The organism is Natronobiforma cellulositropha (assembly GCF_025629245.1).
Taxonomy (GTDB): Archaea; Halobacteriota; Halobacteria; order Halobacteriales; family Natrialbaceae; genus Natronobiforma; species Natronobiforma cellulositropha.
Genome location: NZ_JANZXN010000026.1, coordinates 1 through 22369, shown reverse-complemented (window position 1 = coordinate 22369; position 22369 = coordinate 1). Strand labels below are relative to the sequence as shown.

23 protein-coding genes, 1 tRNA gene and 1 pseudogene are annotated in these 22369 nt (G+C 64.3%); 8 read left to right on the top strand and 17 right to left on the bottom strand.

The window, feature by feature from the left end; genetic code table 11:
• The 6 genes and pseudogenes from N0B15_RS12130 to N0B15_RS18350 form a co-directional block, all read right to left on the bottom strand.
• Positions 1-192 (bottom strand): annotated as a pseudogene (locus N0B15_RS12130) (hypothetical protein); the annotation flags it as partial.
• Entirely contained in the window at positions 186-1142 is a 957-nt protein-coding gene (locus tag N0B15_RS12125) for a DUF7958 family protein (RefSeq protein WP_464503007.1), read from the bottom strand. The gene N0B15_RS12125 and the pseudogene N0B15_RS12130, both read right to left, overlap by 7 nt.
• A 7-nt stretch (positions 1143-1149) precedes the next feature.
• On the bottom strand, positions 1150-1785 hold the full coding sequence (locus N0B15_RS12120) for a hypothetical protein (RefSeq protein WP_263019974.1): 636 nt from the start codon (positions 1783-1785) through the stop codon (positions 1150-1152).
• Positions 1786-1788: 3 nt separating this feature from the next.
• Entirely contained in the window at positions 1789-2718 is a 930-nt protein-coding gene (locus N0B15_RS12115) for a DUF7958 family protein (RefSeq protein WP_484549518.1), read from the bottom strand.
• A 10-nt stretch (positions 2719-2728) separates the two neighbouring features.
• Positions 2729-3046, bottom strand: a complete 318-nt coding sequence (locus N0B15_RS12110) for a hypothetical protein (RefSeq protein WP_263019972.1) — start codon at positions 3044-3046, stop codon at positions 2729-2731.
• Positions 3047-3056: 10 nt separating this feature from the next.
• A complete protein-coding gene (locus N0B15_RS18350; RefSeq protein ID WP_425494236.1) occupies positions 3057-3641 on the bottom strand; it encodes an eCIS core domain-containing protein in 585 nt (194 codons plus the stop codon).
• A 733-nt stretch (positions 3642-4374) separates the two neighbouring features.
• Between N0B15_RS18350 and N0B15_RS12100 the strand changes: the two genes are divergently transcribed.
• Positions 4375-4560 (top strand): hypothetical protein, encoded by a 186-nt coding sequence (locus N0B15_RS12100; protein ID WP_263019970.1) that lies wholly within the window; start codon positions 4375-4377, stop codon positions 4558-4560.
• A 65-nt stretch (positions 4561-4625) separates the two neighbouring features.
• Positions 4626-5036 (top strand): GNAT family N-acetyltransferase, encoded by a 411-nt coding sequence (locus N0B15_RS12095; protein WP_263019969.1) that lies wholly within the window; start codon positions 4626-4628, stop codon positions 5034-5036.
• A gap of 175 nt (positions 5037-5211) precedes the next feature.
• Here the strand turns inward: N0B15_RS12095 and N0B15_RS12090 are convergent, their stop codons facing one another.
• Both N0B15_RS12090 and N0B15_RS12085 read right to left on the bottom strand, forming a co-directional pair.
• The gene (locus tag N0B15_RS12090) at positions 5212-5457 is read right to left on the bottom strand and encodes a type II toxin-antitoxin system HicA family toxin (protein ID WP_263019968.1); all 246 of its coding nucleotides are present in this window, start codon (positions 5455-5457) and stop codon (positions 5212-5214) included.
• A 62-nt stretch (positions 5458-5519) separates the two neighbouring features.
• Positions 5520-5810, bottom strand: coding sequence for a type II toxin-antitoxin system HicB family antitoxin (locus N0B15_RS12085; protein ID WP_263019967.1), 291 nt, complete (start codon positions 5808-5810; stop codon positions 5520-5522).
• Positions 5811-5868: 58 nt separating this feature from the next.
• Between N0B15_RS12085 and N0B15_RS12080 the strand changes: the two genes are divergently transcribed.
• Positions 5869-6690, top strand: coding sequence for a nucleoside phosphorylase (locus tag N0B15_RS12080; RefSeq protein ID WP_263019966.1), 822 nt, complete (start codon positions 5869-5871; stop codon positions 6688-6690).
• Between the two features lies 1 nt (position 6691).
• On the opposite strand, the gene N0B15_RS12075 is transcribed toward N0B15_RS12080, so the two are convergent.
• The 3 genes from N0B15_RS12075 to N0B15_RS12065 all read right to left on the bottom strand — a co-directional run bounded on the left by N0B15_RS12075 (position 6692) and on the right by N0B15_RS12065 (position 9003).
• The gene (locus tag N0B15_RS12075; RefSeq protein ID WP_263019965.1) at positions 6692-7459 is read right to left on the bottom strand and encodes a mechanosensitive ion channel family protein; all 768 of its coding nucleotides are present in this window, start codon (positions 7457-7459) and stop codon (positions 6692-6694) included.
• A 1-nt stretch (position 7460) separates the two neighbouring features.
• Entirely contained in the window at positions 7461-8270 is an 810-nt protein-coding gene (gene dacZ, locus N0B15_RS12070) for a diadenylate cyclase DacZ (RefSeq protein WP_263019964.1), read from the bottom strand.
• Positions 8271-8921: 651 nt separating this feature from the next.
• A tRNA-Leu gene (locus tag N0B15_RS12065) sits at positions 8922-9003 on the bottom strand.
• Positions 9004-9493: 490 nt separating this feature from the next.
• Here N0B15_RS12065 and N0B15_RS12060 point away from each other — a divergent pair.
• A complete protein-coding gene (locus tag N0B15_RS12060; RefSeq protein WP_263019963.1) occupies positions 9494-9802 on the top strand; it encodes a transcription initiation factor IIB family protein in 309 nt (102 codons plus the stop codon).
• A 1-nt stretch (position 9803) separates the two neighbouring features.
• On the opposite strand, the gene N0B15_RS12055 is transcribed toward N0B15_RS12060, so the two are convergent.
• Positions 9804-10292 carry a phosphopantetheine adenylyltransferase gene (locus tag N0B15_RS12055; protein WP_263019962.1) on the bottom strand — a complete coding sequence of 163 codons (489 nt, stop codon included), beginning with the start codon at positions 10290-10292 and terminating at the stop codon, positions 9804-9806.
• 192 nt (positions 10293-10484) lie between these two features.
• Here N0B15_RS12055 and N0B15_RS12050 point away from each other — a divergent pair, with 192 nt between their 5' ends.
• Positions 10485-12743, top strand: coding sequence for an NADP-dependent malic enzyme (locus N0B15_RS12050; protein WP_263019961.1), 2259 nt, complete (start codon positions 10485-10487; stop codon positions 12741-12743).
• 139 nt (positions 12744-12882) lie between these two features.
• On the opposite strand, the gene N0B15_RS12045 is transcribed toward N0B15_RS12050, so the two are convergent.
• From N0B15_RS12045 to N0B15_RS12035, 3 genes are all read right to left on the bottom strand, one after another.
• Positions 12883-13515: a ribonuclease H family protein gene (locus N0B15_RS12045; protein WP_263019960.1), complete on the bottom strand. Its 633-nt coding sequence runs from the start codon at positions 13513-13515 to the stop codon at positions 12883-12885.
• A 58-nt stretch (positions 13516-13573) separates the two neighbouring features.
• Complete coding sequence (locus N0B15_RS12040; RefSeq protein WP_263019959.1) at positions 13574-13849, bottom strand: DUF8028 family protein; 276 nt, start codon at positions 13847-13849, stop codon at positions 13574-13576.
• A gap of 375 nt (positions 13850-14224) precedes the next feature.
• Complete coding sequence (locus N0B15_RS12035; protein ID WP_263019958.1) at positions 14225-16456, bottom strand: CDC48 family AAA ATPase; 2232 nt, start codon at positions 16454-16456, stop codon at positions 14225-14227.
• Positions 16457-16657: 201 nt separating this feature from the next.
• On the opposite strand from N0B15_RS12035, the gene larC reads away from it, so the two are divergent.
• A complete protein-coding gene (gene larC, locus N0B15_RS12030) occupies positions 16658-18028 on the top strand; it encodes a nickel pincer cofactor biosynthesis protein LarC (protein ID WP_263019957.1) in 1371 nt (456 codons plus the stop codon).
• Positions 18029-18121: 93 nt separating this feature from the next.
• On the opposite strand, the gene N0B15_RS12025 is transcribed toward larC, so the two are convergent.
• Positions 18122-18484, bottom strand: a complete 363-nt coding sequence (locus N0B15_RS12025; RefSeq protein ID WP_263019956.1) for a hypothetical protein — start codon at positions 18482-18484, stop codon at positions 18122-18124.
• A gap of 551 nt (positions 18485-19035) precedes the next feature.
• On the opposite strand from N0B15_RS12025, the gene N0B15_RS12020 reads away from it, so the two are divergent.
• Complete coding sequence (locus N0B15_RS12020) at positions 19036-20592, top strand: hypothetical protein (protein WP_263019955.1); 1557 nt, start codon at positions 19036-19038, stop codon at positions 20590-20592.
• 87 nt (positions 20593-20679) lie between these two features.
• Here N0B15_RS12020 and N0B15_RS12015 read toward each other — a convergent pair whose 3' ends face one another.
• Positions 20680-21456 (bottom strand): hypothetical protein, encoded by a 777-nt coding sequence (locus tag N0B15_RS12015; protein ID WP_263019954.1) that lies wholly within the window; start codon positions 21454-21456, stop codon positions 20680-20682.
• 93 nt (positions 21457-21549) lie between these two features.
• On the opposite strand from N0B15_RS12015, the gene radB reads away from it, so the two are divergent.
• The gene (gene radB, locus N0B15_RS12010; protein ID WP_263019953.1) at positions 21550-22251 is read left to right on the top strand and encodes a DNA repair and recombination protein RadB; all 702 of its coding nucleotides are present in this window, start codon (positions 21550-21552) and stop codon (positions 22249-22251) included.
• Positions 22252-22369 lie beyond the last annotated feature (118 nt).

Below are 22369 nucleotides of genomic sequence, written 5' to 3'. Positions count from 1 at the left end.
AGCGCCGAACCCGGCGAGACCTTTGGCCGCCGCCCCGGCTACGTCGAAGTCCTCGCTCGCTCCCGGGGCCGCCTCGAGCATGGTCCCCATCAGCTGTGACTGGCGCTGCTCGAGTCCGTCGACCTGTTCCTGTAGCTCTTCGACCGCGCCGTAGAGCATTCCATCCTCGACGGCGGTACCGGAACCTACCACCACTGTGGACGGTCTCGGTACCCTGGAATAGTTGCGCTGGGATCGTAGTACGGCTCGTATAGCTCGAAATGGCGGTACTTCTCGGTGAAATCGTCGATTCCGATGCCGAGGACGCGAAACGGCTCCGGTGGTTCGACACCCATCCCGAGGTAGCAATCGCGCAGTTGGCACACGAGGTGGAGCACCAGGAACTCTCTGAACTGCTCGAGCGAGTTACACGGCACGGGTGGAAGCTGGATACGGGCGTCGGCATCGCCACTGCGTCCGTCACCCCAGATGGTCTGTTCGTCGCCAGTTTCGTCTTCGTACCGGACGTGAAGACCGGACACCGACTCGATGGGGACACTCGCGGTGAGATCGTCTCCGTACTCGTTGACGAGCGATTCGAACACCTCGCCCGCATCTCGCGAGGTGCGCGTAACGAGGTCCCGAATGGACGGGCGGTCGGCAGTCTCTGACGCACGCGCCGACAGACGCTCGGCTAGCTCGCGCCACCGGCCTTCGGGTTCACCCTCGAGCGTTACGTCCTGCATGTACAGGATGAACGAGTCTGGGTCGACACCCGCAGGGAGTGGTACTGCCTGGGAGACCGTTTCGTCGTAGTGGCTCCGAAACTGCTGGTACAGCGCCCCGAAGGACTGCTCGAAGCCGTCACTCGAGAGTAGACTCACTGCGAGGAGGACGGCCGCGATCCGGTCAGGGTTACGGTGGGCCTCGAGAGTGTCGTGACCTCGTTCACGGTAGACGACGTAGCAAGCGAAACGGCGAGCTTGTGAGACGTATTCGTCTTCCGTATTTGTTCGTTCTTTCGGGTTTACTGGATAACCTTCTTGACCGTGTTCCTCGATGACTCCGTCTGGGTTGATGGCCAGTGCGTGCTCAATGCCACTATTGTCGAACACTTGGACGATTGCCGTTCTTCCATCTTCTCCAAGAATTGTTGCTTCCATGCGGCTCTCACACTCTGTTCTTAATTGAGTCGACTACTCCAGTCGTTTCTTCTTCCTCGCGCGAGTCGCCCGCCGTACTCTGGCGGCGGCCGAGCCGTTTCATCACCGCATCGGTGAGTGCCGACAGCCCCTCGCGGCCACCTGCAACCTGTGCTGCGACACCGCCAGCGATCACGCTCGAGAGTAGCATATCGGCCTCCGGCTGGCCAGTCACGTTCCCGATCATACTTTCCGCGCCGACGGACTCCGCCGCGTGAGTCTGAACCTGGGTCAGTCCAGCACCGACACCGCTCCATACTCCGGCTGCTCCGACCTTCTTTGCGACACCCTCACCGCCCTCGCTCTCGAGTTCCTGCTGGATTGTGGACACCTGTCCCGCGAGTGGTCTCAACGGCTCGAGGTCGGCGAGCCGCTCTTCGACGGCACCCAACCGTTCCGTGACGCTATCTAAGCCGCCATAGACCATGCTCCCCGAAGTGTCAGCGGCCGCCCGCTGAATCTGGACGTCCATCCCGAGCCGGTGAGCCACCAGTGGCTCCTCGCCCTCGAGCGCCTTCCTCGCCACCTCGTCAGCCTCGCGCTCGAGTGCCGGACCTGGATGTGTCGTACTCCACTGGTTTCTCGAGTGGTCGCTGCTCGCCACGGGTTATCGCGGCTGGCCGATGTCGACCGTTCGATAGCCAGGGATGTCCGCCTCGAAGTCGAAGTAGGGTTCGTAGCGCTCGAGGAGGCGGTAGCGCTGGGCGGAGTCGTAGAAGCCGTGACCCAGGAGGCGGAAGGCTTCGGGCGGTTCGACACCCATCTCGAGATAACAATCGCGGATCTGACAGCCGAGGTGGTGGACCAGCAGCCGACGGAACACCTCGAGCGAGCCGGAGGGCAACGCCACGAGCTGGAGCGTGGTATCTGGATCACGCTCGAGTGGTGGGTCGACTTCGAGGACCTGTTCGTCGCCGGGACCGGTCTGGTAGGCGACGCGAATATCGGAGACGGCATCGATCCCGAGACCGAGTTCGCGGCCGGGAGCGAACGCCACGTCGACGGGTTCGGTGATCGCCTCGAGGGTCTTGCTGACCGCGTCGTCCATGCCAGCCGCCACGAGTTCGCGAATCGCTTCGTCGACCTCCTGCTCGAGCCCGAGGTAGATGTCGAGTTCGTAGCGGAGGAACTCACCGGCGTCGATGTCGGCCGGAGGTTCGATCGGTGGCTCGATCTCGGGCTGGTAGTGGTGTGCGTGCTGGCGGTAGTACGCGCCGAAGAATTCCTCGAACTCCTCGTTTGAAAGCTGCGCCAGAGCGAGGAGTGTCGCCGCAATCCGGTCGGGATTTCTGTTCGCTGGAAGCGTCTGATAGCCACGCTCGCGATAGACGGTGTACTTTGCGAAGAGGCGAGCCTCGGCTATCGATTCTTTTTCTTCGATCGTCCGCTCCTCTGCGTTGTCTGGGTACCCATTTTGTTCATGGTATGATACCCTCCCATCAGCATATTTAATCTCAACCCAGTGTTCAACTTCATTATTGTCCACCACTTTCACACCACAACCATCTGCACCGTTCCCATCAATATTTGCATACATGTTCTGAGTACTACTTGTATTCGGCTCTCCCCTCACCAGTATCGTCGTCACCGCGGACGTGTTCAACTGCTCCAGCCCACGCCTCAGCGAGCTGTTTGTATCCAACGTCGACCAGCAGGTCGTACACCTGACCTGCGCTAGCACTACTGAGCGAGCGGATTGGTTCGGCTCCGACGCGCTTGATGACCGCCGCCGCCCCGACGTGTGCGCCAGCAGCGACTTCCGTCTGGCCCGTGGTTGCCCAGATCGGACCGCTCACACCGACGAGTGCCAGCAGATTTGCCGCTGCCCCGACGACCGTATCACTCTCGGCCCGGTCCTCGACCATGTCACGGCCACTATCTCTGACTGCTTCTCGAGGGTCGAGGCGCTCGAGCAGTGATTCGAGGGTACTGTCGTCGGCTGTTGTCNGACTGTTGCGGGCCGTCGTCACCGATCGACAGACGCTGCACGTGAACGTCCATCCCTAATCGGTGAGCTACCACCGGCACCTCTCCCTCGAGTGCCTTCCTCGCCACCTCATCCGCTTCGCGCTCGAGTTCGGGGTCGGGGTCGATGACCAGCGAACTCCCCTCCTGGGGGAGCATACTAACCTGACCACCGGTCTGCTGTCGTACGTGAGCTAACTCGTGCGCGAGCAGGTACTTCCCTTCCGCGCTCTCTGGATCGTACTCGCCGCGGTTGAACACCACGTGGTTCCCGGTGGTGAACGCCCTCGCCTCGAGCGCACTCGCCGCCTTCGCGGCCTCCGGTCCCGTGTGAAGTTGTACATCGCCGAAGGAGTCGCCCATCCGCGCTTCCATCTCCTCGCGAACGGGACTCTCGAGCGGCCGTCCTGGCTGGGAAATCACCCGCCGCACCACGTCGGGTGTCGCGGTCTCACCTGCCAGGTCGCTCTCGGCCTGTGCCTCCACCGAGCGCATCGCGCTCTCGGTGTCGAGTTCGACTCCCGCTTTCCAGGAGCTACGCACTCGAGCGACGCGGACCTGCTCGCCTGTCGGGGTGTTACACCCTTCGGGCAACTCACCGCGTTCGCCCCACCGTTGGACCTGCTCGAAGCCGCGCGTCTGGATCAGCCGGTCGAGCTGGGCCGCCTGCTCGGGCGACGGTCGAAGTACACTCGAGAGGTGCTGGTGTGGGCGAGTCCCGCCCTGTGTCTGGACCTGCGCTCGAGTGCGCTGCGCACTCTCGGTTCGCTCACTGTCGTCGTTCGACCGGTCGCGCCGGTCCCGGTCGAAACTCACGTGTACCACCTCGAGTGTGGAGACATTGGTAATTATCCCTCCGTTACGAGTCGATTGTATTAACTGTTGGCGATTGGACACTCGAGTGCTCGTGATGTGCCTCTCAGTGGTGATCCACTCCACCGACCACTGCCGGTTTCCAGTAGCTATAAGGCAGAACAGGTCAACGTACCGACTGGAAGCCACCGTCTCCACGGGGGTCACAGAAATGCCCCGGGTGAGGAAGCACCCGAGACGTGGCTTCCAAGCCGAAAGGCTGGATCGCCATGACAACAAACAGACTGGCAAGACTTAAACGTCTCGCAAACGCCCGCCATCGCGGTCGAGCACGCCATTTTCGGAGTGGTAACGCTCGCCCGCGTCTGTATCGAATCGCTGAGTATTCCGGTGTCACACCCCGACGGAGGGTGCCGTGAGCGACGACACACTCGAGGAGTGTGACCCGGCCGCCTCGCCCGGCCAGGACGCACCTGCCGACACCGACGACGACCCGTCGGTGCTCCCGTCGGCCTGCCCGCGCTGTGGCACGCCGATGGTCCTGGTGACCGTCAGAGGACCCAGCGACCGGCGCGTCTCGCCGTGTGGCTGTCGTCTCTGAACACGGACTGACTCGCGTCGACACACCACACCCACCGTTTTGTGCGCGCGCTCGAGCACTCTCTTATGAGCATTCGCGAACTCGAGACGAGCGGCGAGCGACGCGCGGCCGTTCCGATCCTCCAGGAGCTGTGGACCGACCGCGACCCGGAGACCGTCCTCGCCTGGACCGAGAGCGACGAGTACCACCTGTTCGGCCGGTTCGACGGCGAGGTCCTCGTCGGCGTCGCGGGCGTCCGCATCGACGAGTTTCTCCACCACGCCCGCCACGCCTGGCTCTACGATCTCGTGGTCACCGAGTCCCGGCGCGGCGAGGGTCACGCGAGCGCGTTACTCGAGTTCGTCGAATCCTGGGCGCGCGAGCGCGAGTGTGCGCACATCGCGCTGGCGTCGCCGCTGGCGAAACGCGGGGTACACGAGTTCTACGACCGCCGGGGCTACGAACCGTGGGGCTACGTCCTCGAGCGCGAACTATAGTAGCCACTGCAAGTCAGTGCACACCTGATCGCCAGACGGGTCGGCGACCAGTGTGTAAATCGTTGCAGTTGTTACTATATCGTAGGCTCGCTCGAAGTGGTGGGTTCGTCCCATCCACCGGACGAGCTTCCGATTCGCACCTCGAGCGCGCGTGTTTCGGCGACCTCGAGACGTCTCACACCAGGTCGTCGATTCCGTCGAGAAACGATTGAAAGTCCTGGGCCCCCGCCTGTTCGGCGATCGACCGCAGCGTGCCGGTGTCGAGTTCGTCGTGTAGCGGTACGATTACGTATCGTTTTTCACCCGTATTCGGGTCGACGTACTCGAGTTTGACGTGACTGCCGGTTTGGTCCACGCGGCGAAAGCGCCACTTCCCGAGCGCTTTGATGATGTCTTCACCCGAGTACGTCCCTCGTGTCACTGGTTCGGTGGTTGTCGGGCTGGCACAAAAAGCCACCAGTAGCGGAGCAAGTGATGGTGCGTTTACTCGGAGAACCAGGGAGCCGACGATGGCTCCACTCTCTCAACCCGCTCTTCAGGAACGGAACGTGCGCTCAATTCTAGTGCGTCCGCGAGGTTCTCGAGCGCTCGAGCTTTCGTTTCGCCTTGACTGGCAATCCCGGTCGCCTCGTCTTTGGCAACGTACCAGTCACCGCTCTGGGTTACTGTGACTGTCTCGCCGCCGTCCGTGCCCCGGGACTGCACACCCATACTCGAATGTATACACCGGACGGGTGAAATGCTTTCCTGTCGTCTGTCCTCCGATTCGTCCATGGGTGCGCCGGGCGCTCCCAGCCAGATATATGGCCCGTCGACACGAACGCGAGGTCGAATGCCCGGCGACAGCGAAGACCCGAACACCGACGTGCAGTACCACCTCGAGGTCGGCCCCGACGACGTGGCCGACGCGGTGCTCTTACCAGGAAATCCCGACCGCCTCGAGAAGATCGTCGCCTGCTGGGACGACCACGAGTTCCGCGCACACCACCGCGAGTACCGGACGGCGACCGGCACCTACGAGGGAACGCCGCTCTCGGTCACCTCGACGGGGATCGGCGGGCCGTCGGCGGCGATCGCACTCGAGGAACTCGCCCGCGTCGGCTGTGAGACGTTCGTCCGCGTCGGTTCGTGTGGGGCGATCCAGCCGGAGATGGCCGTTGGCGACCTCGTCATCACGACCGGCGGCGTCCGTCAGGAGGGGACGAGCCACGAGTACGTCCGCGCGGACTACCCCGCGACCGCCGACTACGAGGTGGTCTGTGCGTTAGTCGCCGCCGCCGAGCGACTCGGCTACGACTACCACACGGGGCTGACGATGAGCGCCGACTCATTCTACGCCGGACAGGGCCGTCCCGGCTTCGACGGCTTCGAGGCCGAAGGCTCGACCGACCTGGTCGCCCACCTCCGCGAGGCGAACGTGAAGAACATCGAGATGGAGGCGAGCACCATCCTCACCCTCGCCTCTATCTACGGGCTTCGCGCGGGCGCGGTCTGTACCGTCTACGCCAACCGCGAGACCGGCGAGTTCAGAACCGAAGGTGAGAGCCGCGCCGCAGAGACGGCCTCGCTCGCCGTCCACCTCCTCGCCGAGATGGATCGGGTCAAACGCGAGGCTGGCGCGAAGCAGTGGCACGCCGGACTCACACTCGAGTGAGTCACTGTTCGCGGACCCGGCAGATGCCTTCGTCGAACACCTTCCGGTTCGGGATGATGAACTCCTCGTCGTCGGCTTCGATCTTCGTCACGAAGATGTCGACCTCCTGGACGATGCCCGCCTGCTCGCCGATGCGGATCCGGTCGCCGATGCCGTAGGGCTGGTTCAACAGCAGGTAGATGCCGACGGCACTCGAGACGAGGAAGTCTTTGAAGGCGAACGTGCCCACGATGACGATGCCTGCGGCGTACACCGTCAGCAGGATCAACAGCGCCAGCACGTCGACGTTGACCTGTGCGAGGGCGATGACGACGGCGACGTAGAGCACCGAGTACTTGACCACCTTCGGGATGATCGCCACCTCCGGCAGTTTCACCCCGCGGAAGTACTCGCTGACGACGAGCTCGAGTTTGTCGGCGATGATGAAGCCGACGATGAGGACGAGGACGGCGACGAACAGGCGGGGGACGAAGCCGGTGATGCGCAGCCAGAAGTCGTCGGTGTTGAGCAACTGGGCGATGTGGAGTGCGGTCAGGATGGCGATGCCGTAGATGAACCACGAACTCAGCCGGGCGACGAGTTCGACCGTCGAGGTGCCGAGGCTCTGGGCCGTCCGCTCGAACGGCGTCCCTTCGACGGCCTCTGCGACGCCCGCAGCGGTCAGCAACTCCTTGTTGAGCCGACCGACCAGGTAGCCCACGACGAACCCGAGGGCCAACACCGCGGCCGCTATCACTGCTGGCTCGTCGATGAAGGCCTGCCAGTCCATATCAGTACGCCTCCGGGTCGACCTCCAGAATAATCTCTCCCGCCTTGAACGCGCGTACTAACCCGTCGCTCTCGGAGAGGACGATCGAAATCGCGTTCGTATCCCGGCTGATCGCACCGCCCGCCATGTGTCTCGCCCCAAGCCCCTTCGGGATGTCGACGCCCTCTGCGGAGGGCTCGAGGTAGCGGTAGGCCGAGACGATCTTCCCCGAGTCGGAGATGACGAACGCCCCGTCGAGTCGCGAGAACTCCTTGAGCATCACGTTCACGATCGGATCGCCGACGTGGACGTGGGACTTCTCGAACGGGTTGTACGACAGCGGCCGCGACTTGTTCATCACCTTCCCCGCGTCGCCGACGACGAACAGCGCCCCCACCGGCTTGCCCTTCTGCCCTTTCTTCCCGAGTTCGATCGCCAGTTCGAGCACCGCCTTGATCACTTCGGGTTCGGGACGGGACTTCGCGAACAGATCGTACAGCCCCGTCCGAATCTCGCCGTCGGCCCGCACGCGCGAGACGGTATCGATGCCGTCGCCGAAGACGCTCGTCGCGCACGCGAGGACGTCCCCGTCCTCGATCACTCCCTTCTCGAGACCGCCCTCGAGACCGAAGCGGATGCGTTCGGCGACGTCTCCGAACTCGAGTGGCAACTCGATGAAGGTCTCCGCGCCCACCGTGTTTTCGGTACCGACGACGACGACGTCGAGTTCGTCGAGGTCCGCAAAGCGCTCGTAGTAGGAGCCACTCGGCGAGAACAACGCGACGGCATCGACGCTCGAGAAGATGTCCCCGAACACGTCGTCTAAGACCATTGCTACTACAACCTGGCGCTGCGCGAATAAGCGTTGTGGACCGTCTGACGTGTGTCTGTCGTTCGTTTCACCGTCCCGCCACGAACCGTTAGTGTGGTCTCGAGAACCACCTCGAGACTGGCGTGGCGCGTTCCGCCCATCGACGGGCCACAGAACGCACGCTTCGCACGTGCTCGTCTCCCGCGGGCTTCCCTGTCGGCGAGCGAGCGGTTCGGAGAACCCGAGCGACGCCGTTCACCGAGCGCGAAGCGCTCGGGCCGACGAGCGACCATCGGGAGCGGAGTGCGTTTGATCACCCGTTTAGCCGAGGGCTGACGGAGTCTGCCCGCAGCGTAAACGGTTGATGCGCTCGAGCAGGATTCGAACTACTCCTGAGAACCTGCGCGTTGCGCATGCTCCGCTCACGGATTGTTCGCGGAGCATGCACTCGAGCAGGATTCGAACTCCTCCCGAGAACCCGTGCTTCGCGCTTGCACGTGCACGTCTCCCGCGGGCTTCCCTGTCGGCGAGCGAGCGGTTCGGAGAACCCGAGCGACGCCGTTCACCGAGCGCTTCGCGCTCGGGCCGACGAGCGACCATCGGGAGCGGAGTGCGTTTGATCACCCGTTTAGCCGAGGGCTGACGGAGTCAGCCCGCAGCGTAAAAGGTTGATGCGCGGGACAGGATTCGAACCTGCGGACCCCTACGGGACAGCGTCCTAAGCGCTGCGCCGTTACCACTTGGCTACCCGCGCGCAGGGGTGAGTATCCACGAGTCGCGTAAGAAAGTATCGATCCGGGGTGTTCTCTCCGTCCACCGCCCACCTCACTAGTGTGTCACCGGCTCTTCGGGCGACCAGTCTGGCGGCACGATGAACGTCACGTGCTCGGCATCGCGCAACTGGTGTAACTCGGCTGCTTGCTCCGCTAGCGCGCGATCTCGATACGGCATCTCGAGACCGCAGCCTGTGCAGACGAGCTTACAGGTTGGTTCGTTCATGCAGGGTACAACGTGGCCACGCACCGGGAGTCGCGGCGGACGCCGTAGCCCCCCTTGGCATCGCTCGCCCATTAGTAACCGTGACCTATAAAACGGCCCGCGAGCGGCCAATCGAGCTAATCGTTCGTAGTTGAACGTTGCCTCGCGTAGCTGACTATTGTCGCGACTGTGTCTCGAGCGGAGGTGACCCGTCGTCGCATTCGGAGACGGGTGTGTTTATGCCATCCGAGTGAGAACCGTCGGTCATGTATCGGGCGCGAGACCGAGTCGAATACGAGCGCTGGGTGACCGAACTCGAGCGCATCGGCGACGACCTCGACCTCTCGAGGGAGGCGCGTTCGTGTGCGGTCGACCTCTTTCTCACCGACGTTCCCGAGACCGACCGCTCGAAACGGGCCGCCCTCGCCGCCAGCTGTTATGCGGGGGCGCTCATCGCCGGTGATGGGCGTACCCAGGGGGCGGTCGCCGAGGCGGTGGGTGTCTCGCGGCTGTCGATCCAGCAGCGCTGGAAGGACGTGTTAGAAACGGCGGGTCTCGAGCCACCGAACTGGTAGCTCAGCGGTCGCGTTCGCGCCCGTCTCGCTCGGGTGTGAGTTCGCCGTGTTCGTCGATTTCGCCGTTGACGATGCGGGTACTCGAGATCCGTTCGCCGTCCTCGGCGAGTTCGTGGGGGACGACCACCAGTTCCAGGGGGTCGTAGCCCGCCTCGCGTCGAATCTCGTTGATGCGTTCGCCGCCCGCGATGGTCTCGGGCGAGACGATCAGGTAGTCGAAGGGGGCTTCGGTCGCGATACCGGTCGGTTCCTCGAGCGTCCTGACCTCGAACGTGCGGCCGTACTCGGCGGCGAGGTGCTCGAGTTCGCGCTCTACGTCGCGTTTTCGCTCCGCGTACGGGCGGACGTAGCGGTCGACGTGGCGCGTCTTCGGGGCGAGTTCGTCACTGGTCAGTCCGACGGTCACGTCACCGAGTTCGAACGCCCGCTCGAACAGCCGTCTGTGGCCGTCGTGTACGGGGTCGAACGTCCCTCCGAGCGCGACGTCCATACGCGTTGTCACTGGCGCGTCACGTATAAAGGGGTCGACTCGTCGGCCAGTCCACCAGTTGCCCACAGACCGGTCTCGAGAAAGCGTTCTGACCTGTGGGCGGTAAATTCCGCCCGTCGTCTCTCGAATATCGACGATCGTCGAATACCCCTTTCGCGTTCTTTTTTGTACTTCCTCACAGTGGCCTCTGGTATGGGTCTCGACGAAGACGCACTGGAGTATCACCGAACCGATCCACCGGGGAAACTCGAAATTTCGACGACGAAACCGACGAACACGCAGCGGGATCTCTCGCTCGCGTACTCGCCGGGCGTCGCCGCCCCCTGTATGGAGATTTACGAGGACGAAACGGACGCCTATAGCTACACCGCGAAGGGGAACCTCGTGGGCGTCGTCTCGAACGGCTCTGCGGTGCTCGGTCTGGGCGACATCGGTGCACAGGCGGGCAAGCCGGTCATGGAGGGCAAGGGCGTGCTGTTCAAGCGCTTCGCCGATATCGATGTCTTCGACATCGAACTCGACGAGACCGATCCCGAGGAGATCATCAAGGCGGTGAAGATGATGGAACCGACCTTCGGCGGCATCAACTTAGAGGACATCAAAGCCCCCGGCTGTTTCGTCATCGAAGAACGCCTCCGCGAGGAGATGGACATCCCCGTCTTCCACGACGACCAGCACGGCACCGCGATCATCAGTGGTGCGGCGCTGCTCAACGCCGCCGACGTCGCGGACAAGGACCTGGCCGACCTCGAGATCGTCTTCTCCGGTGCGGGTGCGAGTGCACTCGCGACCGCCCGCTTCTACGTCTCGCTCGGGGCACGCGCCGAGAACATCACGATCTGTGACTCCTCGGGGATCATCACCGAAGCGCGCGCTCGAGCGGGCGACGTCAACGAGTACAAACGCGAGTTCGCCCGCGACGTTCCCGAGGGTGATCTCGCCGACGCGATGGCGGGTGCCGACGTCTTCGTCGGGCTCTCGATCGGCGGCATCGTCGACGAGGACATGGTGCGTTCGATGGCTGACGATCCGATCATCTTCGCGATGGCGAACCCGGATCCGGAGATCGGCTACGAGCAGGCGAAAGCCGCCCGCGACGATACCGTCATCATGGCTACGGGTCGCTCCGATTACCCGAACCAGGTCAACAACGTCCTCGGCTTCCCCTTCATCTTCCGTGGCGCACTCGACGTCCGCGCCAGCGAGATCAACGAGGCGATGAAAGTCGCCGCCGCCGAGGCGCTCGCCGACCTCGCCCGCCAGGACGTCCCGGACGCGGTCGTCAAAGCCTACGGCGACGACCCCATCCAGTACGGTCCCGACTACATCATCCCGAAGCCGGTCGACCCGCGCGTGCTGTTCCAGGTCGCCCCCGCCGTCGCACAGGCGGCGATCGACTCCGAGGCCGCCCGCATCGAGATCGACGTCGACGAGTACGAGGAGCGACTCGAGGCGCGTCTCGGACTCTCCCGCGAGATGATGCGCGTCGTGCTCAACAAGGCCAAGAGCGATCCCAAGCGCGTCGCCTTAGCCGAGGGTGAAGACGAGAAGATGATCCGCGCGGCCTACCAGCTCGCCGAGGAGGGCATCGCCGAGCCGGTGCTCATCGGCGAGGGCGACGAGATCAGGGCCACCGCAGCCGCGCTCGGTCTCGAGTTCGACCCCGAAGTCGTCGACCCCGGTGTGGACAACTACGAGGCCTACGCGGACCGCCTCTACGAGCTTCGACAGCGCAAGGGGATCACGCGCTCTGAGGCGGCCGACCGCATCGCCCGCGACTCGAACTACTTCGGCAGCGTGATGGTCGAACAGGGTGATGCCGACGCGCTGCTGACGGGGCTGACCCACCACTATCCCTCGGCGCTCCGCCCGCCGCTGCAGGTGATCGGCACCGCAGACGACGTCGACTACGCCGCCGGGGTCTACCTCCTGACGTTCAAGAACCGCGTCGTCTTCTGTGCCGACACGACGGTCAACCAGGAGCCGGACGAGGAGATTCTCACCGAGATCACGAAGCAGACGGCGAAACTCGCCCGCCGGTTCAACGTCGAACCGCGCGCAGCCCTGCTCTCGTACTCGAACTTCGGTAGCGTCGACAACGAGGCGACCCGTAAACCGCGACGCGCCGTCAGCCAGCTCAGAGACGATCCCGAGGTCGACTTCCCCGTCGACGGTGAGATGCAGGCCGACACCGCCGTCGTCGAGGAGATTCTCCGTGGCACCTACGAGTTCTCCACGCTCGAGGACCCCGCGAACGTGCTGGTCTTCCCGAACCTCGAGTCGGGGAACATCGGCTACAAACTCCTCCAGCGGCTCGGCGGGGCGGAGGCCATCGGCCCGATGCTCGTCGGCATGGACAGACCGGTCCACGTCCTCCAGCGCGGCGACGAAGTCAAAGACATCGTCAACCTGGCGGGTGTGGCGGTCGTCGACGCACAGGACCGCGACTAGCGTTTTTCCCTCTCCTCGCGCTCTCGATTCGTCTCCCGACGCCGTTGGCGGGGGGCTCACACGGCGTGTGGTGACTTCGTTTCCGTATCCGGCCACAAAACGGCTCGTGGCGGGGGTTTCACTCGTGCGAGACGGGTTTTCAGTCGCTCGCTCTGCCGCCGTTTCGGTTCGCTCGAGACGGTGGTGGAAACTCCGTCGCCGACGGCTGTGGCGGGTCGGGGAGCACGCACCGGTCGAGTTCGCGGTTGACGTGGTGGTACTGCTCGGGTGCGTTCGCGAGCGGGTGAGCGGGGTTCTGGTCGCTGTCGATGCGCGCGGCGCGGACTTCGCCGAAGCCGGTGAGTCGCGCCTGAATCCCGCGCCAGTGGTTCGCACTCGCAGGCGGGACGGAGAACGGCCGCGGTGGTTTGTACTCCGGGTGGCGAGCGGCGAGAATGGCGTTGTTGACGTTGCTCGCGAGCTGGTCGTGGTCGACCAGAATGCCGATACGCGCGTCCGGCGGGGCACGGACGGCGAGGATGTCGAGACCGAGGTGGAGAGCGCGGTACTCGGCGACGTTGTTGTCCGGCGGAGTGTCACTCGTCGCGATTCGGCCGACGCGTGTCCCGTCGCGTGTCTCGATTACTGCGCCGAGACCGCCACCCGCGTTGCGATAGGACCCATCGGTGGCGACGTAGAAGTCACGGTGATGAGTGCGAGGGGGGTGGGCAATGTGTGGCGTCGGCGATTCATCGAACAGGTCCCGGAGTGCGGACCGGCCGTGAGCGGCCATACTAGCCGACTAGTTGCCAAGATACTTAACTGTGGTGTCTACGTTAACATACTGCAACCTAGTTCAGGTGTGAGTGACCGACGTACAACGCCAGGACGTTGAGCGCGAGCAGACCGAGGAACGCCAACGTCTCCGCAGCACTCGAGAGTCCGGTGGCGAGCAGCGGGACGTACAGAAACGGGAGCACGATCGCGCTCCAGAAGCCGGCAACACGCACCGGCCCGGCGACTCGAGGGGCGATCCGCTCGAGTGAGTCGTCGTCGGCGTGGCGGTCTCCTGGGACCTCCTGAGCGGAGGTAGACTGGCGGTCGTGTGTGGTTGGTGGAGAGGACATGGGGGCACCCGGAGGATGTGTCAGTTTTTACACGCACCCGGGTATATAGCCGGTCGAGCGTTTCGACCGATTTCACCAGGTTTACGCCAGTCCTACGAATTCCGCACCGTTTTAGGTTCACTCCAGACTCGTTGTACGTCTGTATCCTCCCCGTTCTACGCGGCCGTGCCCCCTTGTGTGAGAGTGTCTCACTCCCTACACCCGTTGGCTCCGCTTTCGGTCAGGGTATCCTGACCGAACTGTATCATGGGATAGATATGTACTCCCGAATGGACGGTCTCTGTGCTGGTCTCGGTTGGTACTCAGGTGCTGTGGCAGTTCGGCCGTCGGCAAAACGCGTCGACGATGGATGCCGAGACGGGAGCAGTGGGTCGGTTACTGGAAGCCGATGCGACTGCCGCGGCGACCCGTTCCGGGCTGGGCCGTGCCGGTACCGCCTCTGAACTCCTCTTTGATCTGCTCGTAGTAGTCGAGGATGTCGTCGGTGATCGTCGGCCGGACGTTCTCGAGGGCTTTCCGGAAGTGGCGCATCTCGACGATGTCCGCCTCGCGGTCCTCGCGGAGGGCCTCGATGGCCGCTTCGCGGGCGATGGCCTCGAGATCGGAGCCGACGTAGCCGTCGGTGATCTCGGCGATCTCGCGCAGGCTGACGTCGGAGGCCAGCGGCGTGTCCTCGGTGTGGATCTCGAGGATGCGTTCGCGGCCGTCGGTGCCGGGTTCGCCGATCATGACCAGCCGGTCGAACCGCCCCGACCGGAGCAAGGCGGGATCGATCATGTCCGGGCGGTTCGTCGCGCCGATGACCATCACGTCTTCCATCTCCTCTAAGCCATCCAGCTCGGTCAGGAGCTGGTTGACGACGCGCTCGGAGACGTTGCTCCCGACGTCGCCGCCGCGGCCGGGGGCGAGCGAGTCGAGTTCGTCGAAGAAGATCACCGTCGGTGAGACCTGCCGGGCCTTCCGGAAGGTCTGTCTGATGGCCTTTTCGGACTCACCCACCCACTTACTCAGCAGTTGCGGGCCGCGGATCGAGATGAAGTTGGCGTTCGTCTCGTTGGCGACGGCTTTCGCCATGAGGGTCTTCCCGGTGCCGGGTGGGCCGTACAGCAGGACACCCGCCGGTGGATCGATCCCCAGGCGCTCGAAGCGCTCGGGTTCGGTCAGCGGCCACTCGACGGACTCTTTGACCTGCTCTTTGGCCTCGTGGAGACCGCCGACGTCGTCCCAGGTAATCTTCGGTAACTCGACGAGCACCTCGCGCATCGCGGAGGGTTCGACCTCGTTGAGCGCACCGCGGAAGTCCTGGCGTTTGACGATCATCCGGTCGATCAGGCTCGGCGGAATGTCCTCTTCGTCTAAGTCGATCTCGGGGAGGTAGCGCCGGAGGGCCTTCATCGCCGCCTCCTTCGTCAGGCTCTCGATGTCGGCACCGACGAAGCCGTGGGTCTCGTCGGCCAGACTCGAGAGGCTGACGTCGTCGGAGAGCGGCATCCCGCGGGTGTGAATCTGCAGGATCTCTTCGCGGCCGACCTCGTCGGGGACGCCGATGTCGATCTCACGGTCGAACCGGCCGGGGCGGCGGAGTGCGGGGTCGACGCTGTCGACTCTGTTGGTCGCCGCGATGACGATCACCTGCCCGCGTGCCTCGAGTCCGTCCATCATCGTCAGCAACTGCGCGACGACGCGGCGCTCGACCTCGCCGGTGACGTCCTCGCGTTTGGGCGCGATGGAGTCGAGTTCGTCGATGAAGATGATCGCCGGGGACTCCTCGCTCGCGTCCTCGAAGATCTCGCGCAGTTGCTGTTCGGATTCGCCGTAGTACTTCGAGATGATCTCGGGACCGGCGATCGAGAAGAAACTCGCGCTCGTCTCGTTGGCGACGGCTTTCGCGAGCAGGGTCTTCCCGGTGCCGGGTGGGCCGTAGAGTAAGACTCCTTGCGGTGGTTCGATCCCCAGTTTCTTGAAGATCTGGGGGTGTTTCATCGGCAGTTCGACCATCTCGCGGACGCGCTGGATCTCGCCCTGGAGACCGCCGATGTCCTCGTAGGTGATCCCACCGCCGGTCTTCTCGAACCCGGAGATGGGTTCCTCGCGGAGTTCGACGTTGGTGTCTTCGGTGATGAGGACGACCCCGTCGGGGTCGGTTTCGACGGCAATGAGCGGTATCGCCTGGCCGGGCGAGCGCATGAATGGATGGTTCGTCGAACTCATCACGGGGACGATGTCGCGGCCGACGACCGGCCGCTTCAGGATCTGGCGTTTGACCATGCCGGCGGCGTCGGAGCCGAACTGAACCGACGCCTCCTCGGGTGGAGCGAGTACCAGCGTCTCGGCTTTCGTCGCCTCGGCTTTCCGGATCGTCACCCGCTCGCCGATACCGACGTCGGCGTTCTGGCGCGTGAACCCGTCGATCCGGACGGTGTCTGTGTTCCAGTCCTGTCTGTCTGCCCGCCACACTTTCGCGGCGGTCGTATCTGCACCTTCGATCTCGATGATGTCACCCGGACTCAGCTTCAGGTGCAACAGCGTGTCCGGGTCGAGTCGTGCGATCCCACGACCCGAATCGTTCGGGTACGCTTTCGCGACCTCCAGTTGGACTTCGTTCATGGTTAGGGATGGACGGCGATGTTTTCTTCTCCGATTCGTGTTCGGATATGTTTTTTGCTACGGTGAGTCGTCCCACCGTGCTAGACTGTACCATATAACGGTCAGCGGGGGAGCTACATAGAGGTACCGGCACCGGCGGATGTCGGCGCGTTTTCGATCGAAGCAGCGGGGTTTTTGAGTACCCGCCGCTCCCTCGTAGGTATGCGCGTACTGGCGTTCGACGGGACGATGGGTGCGAGCGGAGATATGATCCTCGGCGCACTCGTCGCCGCCGGCGGTGACCCCGCGGTTCTCGAGCCCGTAACGGAGGCACTCGCGGTCGAGTACCGAACCGAGGCGGTCGAGAAGTGTGCCATCTCCGCGACGAGCGTCGACGTGGTCGTCTCGAGCGACGGGACGTCCGTTGGCGACCACGACCACGGCCACACCGACGACCACGATCACACCAGCGATCACGATCACACCAGCGATCACGATCACACCGACGACCACGGCCACTCCAACGATCACGACCACGGCCACGAGGACGACGCCGCGGCGAACGACGACGGCCACCACCACGCTCACCTCGCCGAGGGCCACGGCCCGCACCGAAGCTACCGCGAGGTCTGTGACATCGTCGAGGGAATGGACCTCGACGCCGCTGTCGAACGCGACGCGCTCGCGATCTTCGAACTGCTCGGCGAGGCAGAGGCCAGCGTCCACGGCACCGACCTCGAGTCGATCCACTTCCACGAGGTCGGCGCGGACGACGCCATCGCAGACGTGGTCGGGGCGGTGTTGTTGCTCGCCGACCTCGCACCCGAGCGCGTGGTGACGACGCCGCTGTCTGCTGGCGGTGGCTCGGTCTCGATGAGCCACGGCGAGTATCCCGTCCCGACGCCCGCGGTCGTCGAACTCGCCGAGCGTGCGGACTGGTCGATCCGCGGTGGCCCGGTCGAGACCGAGTTGTTGACACCGACGGGAGCGGCCATCCTCTGTCACGTCGCTGACGGCGTCGAGGCGCTCCCGTCGCTCACCGTCGAGTCGCTCGGCTACGGCGCTGGCGGCTACGATCTCGACCCACACCCGAACGTGTTGCGTGCGCTCGTCGGTGAGACGCGCGGTGGTCTCGTTCGCGAGGACATCGCGGTGCTCGAGACGAACGTCGACGACGTGACGCCCGAAGTGCTCGGCGGTCTCCACGAGACGCTCGCGAGCGCGGGCGCGAGAGACGTCTCGGTCGCCCCGGTGACGATGAAGAAGGGCCGGCCCGGCCACCGGGTGACGGTGATCTGTCGGCCGCCCGACCGCGAACGGGTGGCCCGCCGTCTCGCCGAGGAAACCGGGACGCTCGGCGTCCGTGACGCCGGGGTGACTCACCGCTGGATCGCCGACCGTCGCTTCGAGACGGTGACGCTCGAGGTCGACGGCGAGCGTTACGAGGTGTCGATAAAAGTCGCGAGCGACCGCGAGGGCGCAGTCTACGACGTCAGCGCCGAGTACGACGACGCGTTGGCAGTGGCGCGAGCGACCGGGCTCTCGGTTCGGGCGGTGCTCCGACGAGCGGAGGCAGCGCTCGAGGACGAGTGATCGGCGGGGAGTCGCTCCGCTCTGCGGGTTCGAGACGACGAAAAAATACCGCGGTTATCGGTAGCCGCTAGCTGGCGTGGTTACACGATGTCGTTAGCCGTTGAGACCATCGAGCAGTTCGACGAGGACGTCGATGTCGACGTCGGCGTCGACGCCGTCGCCGCCGTCACCGCCAGCGGAGACCGCGACGCCCACCTGCTCGTTGGCGTTACCTTGCTCTGCCACGCCGACCTGCACTGCATCACCGCCGGACTTCGCAGACTGGTCTGCGTACTGGACGTTCAGGTTACCCTGATTCGCTTCCTGGTTGACGGTGGCCTCTCCGCCGTCGCCGCCGTCACCACCGGTGATCGCGTCGACGTCTACGAGCTGTGCCGAGGCCGATCCGGCGAAGCCTGCGAAGAACAGGCTGCCGACCATCGCGAGTACGAGTACGAACGTGAGTTTCCGTTTCATAGTTGGTTGTCCAGCAGTGGGCGTGAATCCGCACTACTGTAGATGAGTGCCCATCGAAGAACGACTTCAACCCGGACGACGGTTTCAGTGGAAGTCGGAAAATGTCAGTGCGTTCACTTCACCATTCGAAATTCGCACCTGACATTTCTTCTATACATCTCGGGGAAATATAACTGCGTAACGAATACGTACTGCTTACTGGATATGTCTACTGGTGATCGCCCATCGCCGTCGAACACCGGTAGGAGGATGCTGAGGTGTCCGTCTACACTCGGCCTATCGCGCGTTTCGTCCACCTTTCAGCGACGAAACGCGGTCAGCGCTGGCGAACGAACTCGAGACCGACCGGGCGACAACGGGTCGCCCCACTAGCCGTTCACTGCCCCGTGTATAGTCGGTCCGTTCTTCGCCGCAGTCGTTCCGTTCTCTCGAGTACGCTCTCGCCACCGTCGTCGCAACCCGCCCATAACAATGTGACAGCTCGGAAAACGAATTTTCGCTACTCGAAGCAGTAGTAACAAAAGACCCTCACGAGGCAAATCACACGACTCATGACTTCCACTACGCGCTTACGATCACGAACGCTGACTGTTCTCGTCGTCGGGATGATGCTGCTCTCGACAGTTTCACTCGCGGCACCTGCGGTTGCGGGTGACGGAGAGACGAACCCCGAACTCGTCCAGACGCTCGAGAACGGCGAAGACCTCTATCTGTCGTTCGGCGCCGACCTCGGCGAGATAACGCTCGAGGAGTACGTCGAAGCCCACGCGAACGGTGACGCAGACGAGATCGACAGCGAGATCGTCCAGTACCAGGACGTTGGGCAGGTGAACGTCAACGTCCAGGGCGAGGCGGTTTCGATCGCCATCGACGGCGGGGAGGCGACGGCGGTGCAGGAAACCTCCCAGCAGAACAGTAACGAACAGGTCGGTGAGGCCGACGCGGAGAACGTCGACGCCACCGACCACCAGGCGACGTTCGAAGAGCCCGGTGACGTCTACCTGGTCTTCGGAAACGGCGACGTACAGCAGTTCGACGGCTGGGCCGTCACCGGCGACGACGGCTCCGCGGCGGACCTCTACCAGAGCGCCTCCGCGATGGTCGACCAGAGCCAGGACGTCGAACAGCTCAACTACAACGAACAGAGCATGGCGCTCGCACTCGCCGAAGGCGGCAGCGAAGCGGTCGCCTTGCAGACGACCACGCAGTACAACGAGAACCTCCAGGAGGGGGTCTCGGATGCGACGAACCTCTACGCGACCGACGAGAAGAAGTCGAAGAAGAGTGACGGCGGCGTCGACGCCGAGCAGACGGCCGAGGCGTCGGTCGACCAGGTCCAGAGCATCGAACAGGTCAACTACAACGAACAGGGCGGTGCCGTCGCCATCGCCGTCGGCGAGAACAGCACGGCGACGGCCATCCAGGTCTCCGACCAGGAGAACGTCAACACCCAGTTCGGCAGCGCCACCGCCGAGAACATCCTCACCACGATGGACGGCATGACCGTCGCGACCGCCGGACTCGAGAACGGCCACGACAACGGCGTCGTCTCGAGCGAGTCGCACACGGAGACGGGTACGGACGACAAGAAAGGTGAGAAGAAAGACGACGCCGACCGCCAGGAGTCGGTGGCGAGCGTCACGCAGTACCAGAGCGCAGAACAGGTCAACCTCAACATGCAGAGCGCGGCGGTCGCCATCGCCGTCAACGGCAGCGAGGCGACGGCCGTCCAGTACTCCTACCAGGAGAACTACAACGCACAGGTCGGCCACGCGAGCGCGATCACTGCCGGCGGTGAGGAGAGCTACGACGGCACCGTCTACACCGACACGACGAGCGTGACGCTCGGCGGCGACGCCGTCCCCGACAACCCGCTGCTCTCGTTCGACTACGATGGGTCCAACGAACAGCTCAACGACGTCGACCACTTCACGAGCGCGACGGTCGAACAGACCCAGTTCGTCACCCAGCTCAACCTCAACGAACAGCACGCAGCACTCGCCTTCGCCGACGACGGCGGCGCTGCGAGCGCCGTGCAGGTGAGCATGCAGTCGAACGAGAACTACCAGTTCGCCTCCGCGGAGGCGGCGGACGTCATCGCCTGCTAGCCCCCCGTTTCGCCCGTCCGACGAGTTTCAGTTCGGTTCCGTTTCTTTCTTCGTACCCACGCCGCGAGCGACCGCGTTCTGTGTCCCTCAGTCGCCGCGCTCGGATTCGTCGCCGCCCTCACCCTCCGCAGACGCGCCACCCCGATGTACAGCGAGCGCCTCTTCGATCGTCAACTCCCCGGCGGCGACCCGGCGGGCGAGCAGTTCGTCGATCGCTCGGTTCGTCTCGCTCTGGCGGCGCGAGCGGTCTTTGATCACCTGTATCTCACCCGCCGTCGGCTCGACGTCGCGGTTCTCGACGACCTCGCCCTCGAGTCGCGCGATGTTCACCGCCGCGAGCACGTCACCCATCCCGCGAGCACCCGTCCCGAGGTAGGGCGTCGTCCCCGTCTCGTCGACGAGTTCGACCCGGACGTCCTCGAGGTCGTTGACTAGCTGGGCGCTCTCGAGTCGCGAGCCGTCACCGATGCGGACGACGGGGTCGACGGCACCCTCGAGTTCGCGCTCGATGGTGTCGACGGCGTCGGCCAGCGGGACCTGAAATCCCGCGACGACGGTCTCGCCCGCGCAGACGACGATGCCGGGCTTTCTGCCGGGGTCGACGCCGACCACGGTCCGTCCGCCCGCCCCGCGTAACGTCGCGAGCGCCTCGTCGACGGCCGCTCGCGGTGTGTCGGGATCGGCGACGACCGTCGGGACGTTCGCGTCGACGCTCTCGGTGCTCTGTTCGTCGGTGATGACGACGCTCGTCGCCGGTGGGAGGTCTTCGTCGGGTTCGACCGTGGTGAAGGTCGACCCGCGCTCGCGGAGGTCAGTGACCACCTCGTGATACACTTCGAAGTCGGAGGTCGCGACGACGATCACACACACGCTTGGGTCGGTGACGAGATAAACGTTCAGCGCCGACAGCGCCGGGTTCCGGGGGCTTTTTCTCCGGTCCGGGCCTACCCGTCGTCAGTGAACGAACAGTCGATCTCGACCGGGTGTGGCTCGGTCGACGCGTTACTCGGTGGTGGGTTCGAACGCGGAACCGTCACCCAGCTGTACGGCCCACCCGCCTCGGGAAAGACGAACCTCGCACTGAGCGGTGCCGTCGAAACCGCCGCCCGCGGTGGCACCGTCGTCTACATCGACACCGAGGGCGTCTCCGTCGACCGCTTCGAACAACTGCTCGCCGCCCGCACCGACGACATCGAGGACGTCGCCTCGAGAATCGTCATCGAGGACGCCCTCGACTTCGCCGAACAGGAGACCGCCGTCCGCGACGCCGAGGCGTTCGCCGACCGTGCCGACCTGATCGTCCTCGACAGCGCGACCGGCTTCTACCGACTCGAGCGCGGTGAGGACGGTGCCGAGGGTGACGCCCTCCGTGCGGTCGCCCGCCAGGTGACACACCTGCTCTCGCTCGCGCGCAAACACGACCTCGCGGTGGTCCTCACCAACCAGGTGTTCGCCGACCCCGACTCGGACCGGACGCGCCCGCTCGGCGGCAACACCCTCGAGCACTGGACCGGCGTCGTCTGCCGTATCGACCGCTTCCGCGGGGGCAACCGGCGTGCGACGCTCGAGAAACACCGCTCGAAGCCCGCGGGCGAGTCCGCACAGTTTCGCATCACGGCCACGGGACTCGAACGGGCCGACGACGCGGCGAGTCTCTGACCGAACCAGCCCTGTATCCGTCTTTAGCTAAGCGGAGAACCACGTGACAGCGGCGGCTTATCGAGGCATCTTTTCGAGAGGAATGAGGAGGCAACGACTGTGTCCAACAGCGCCTCCT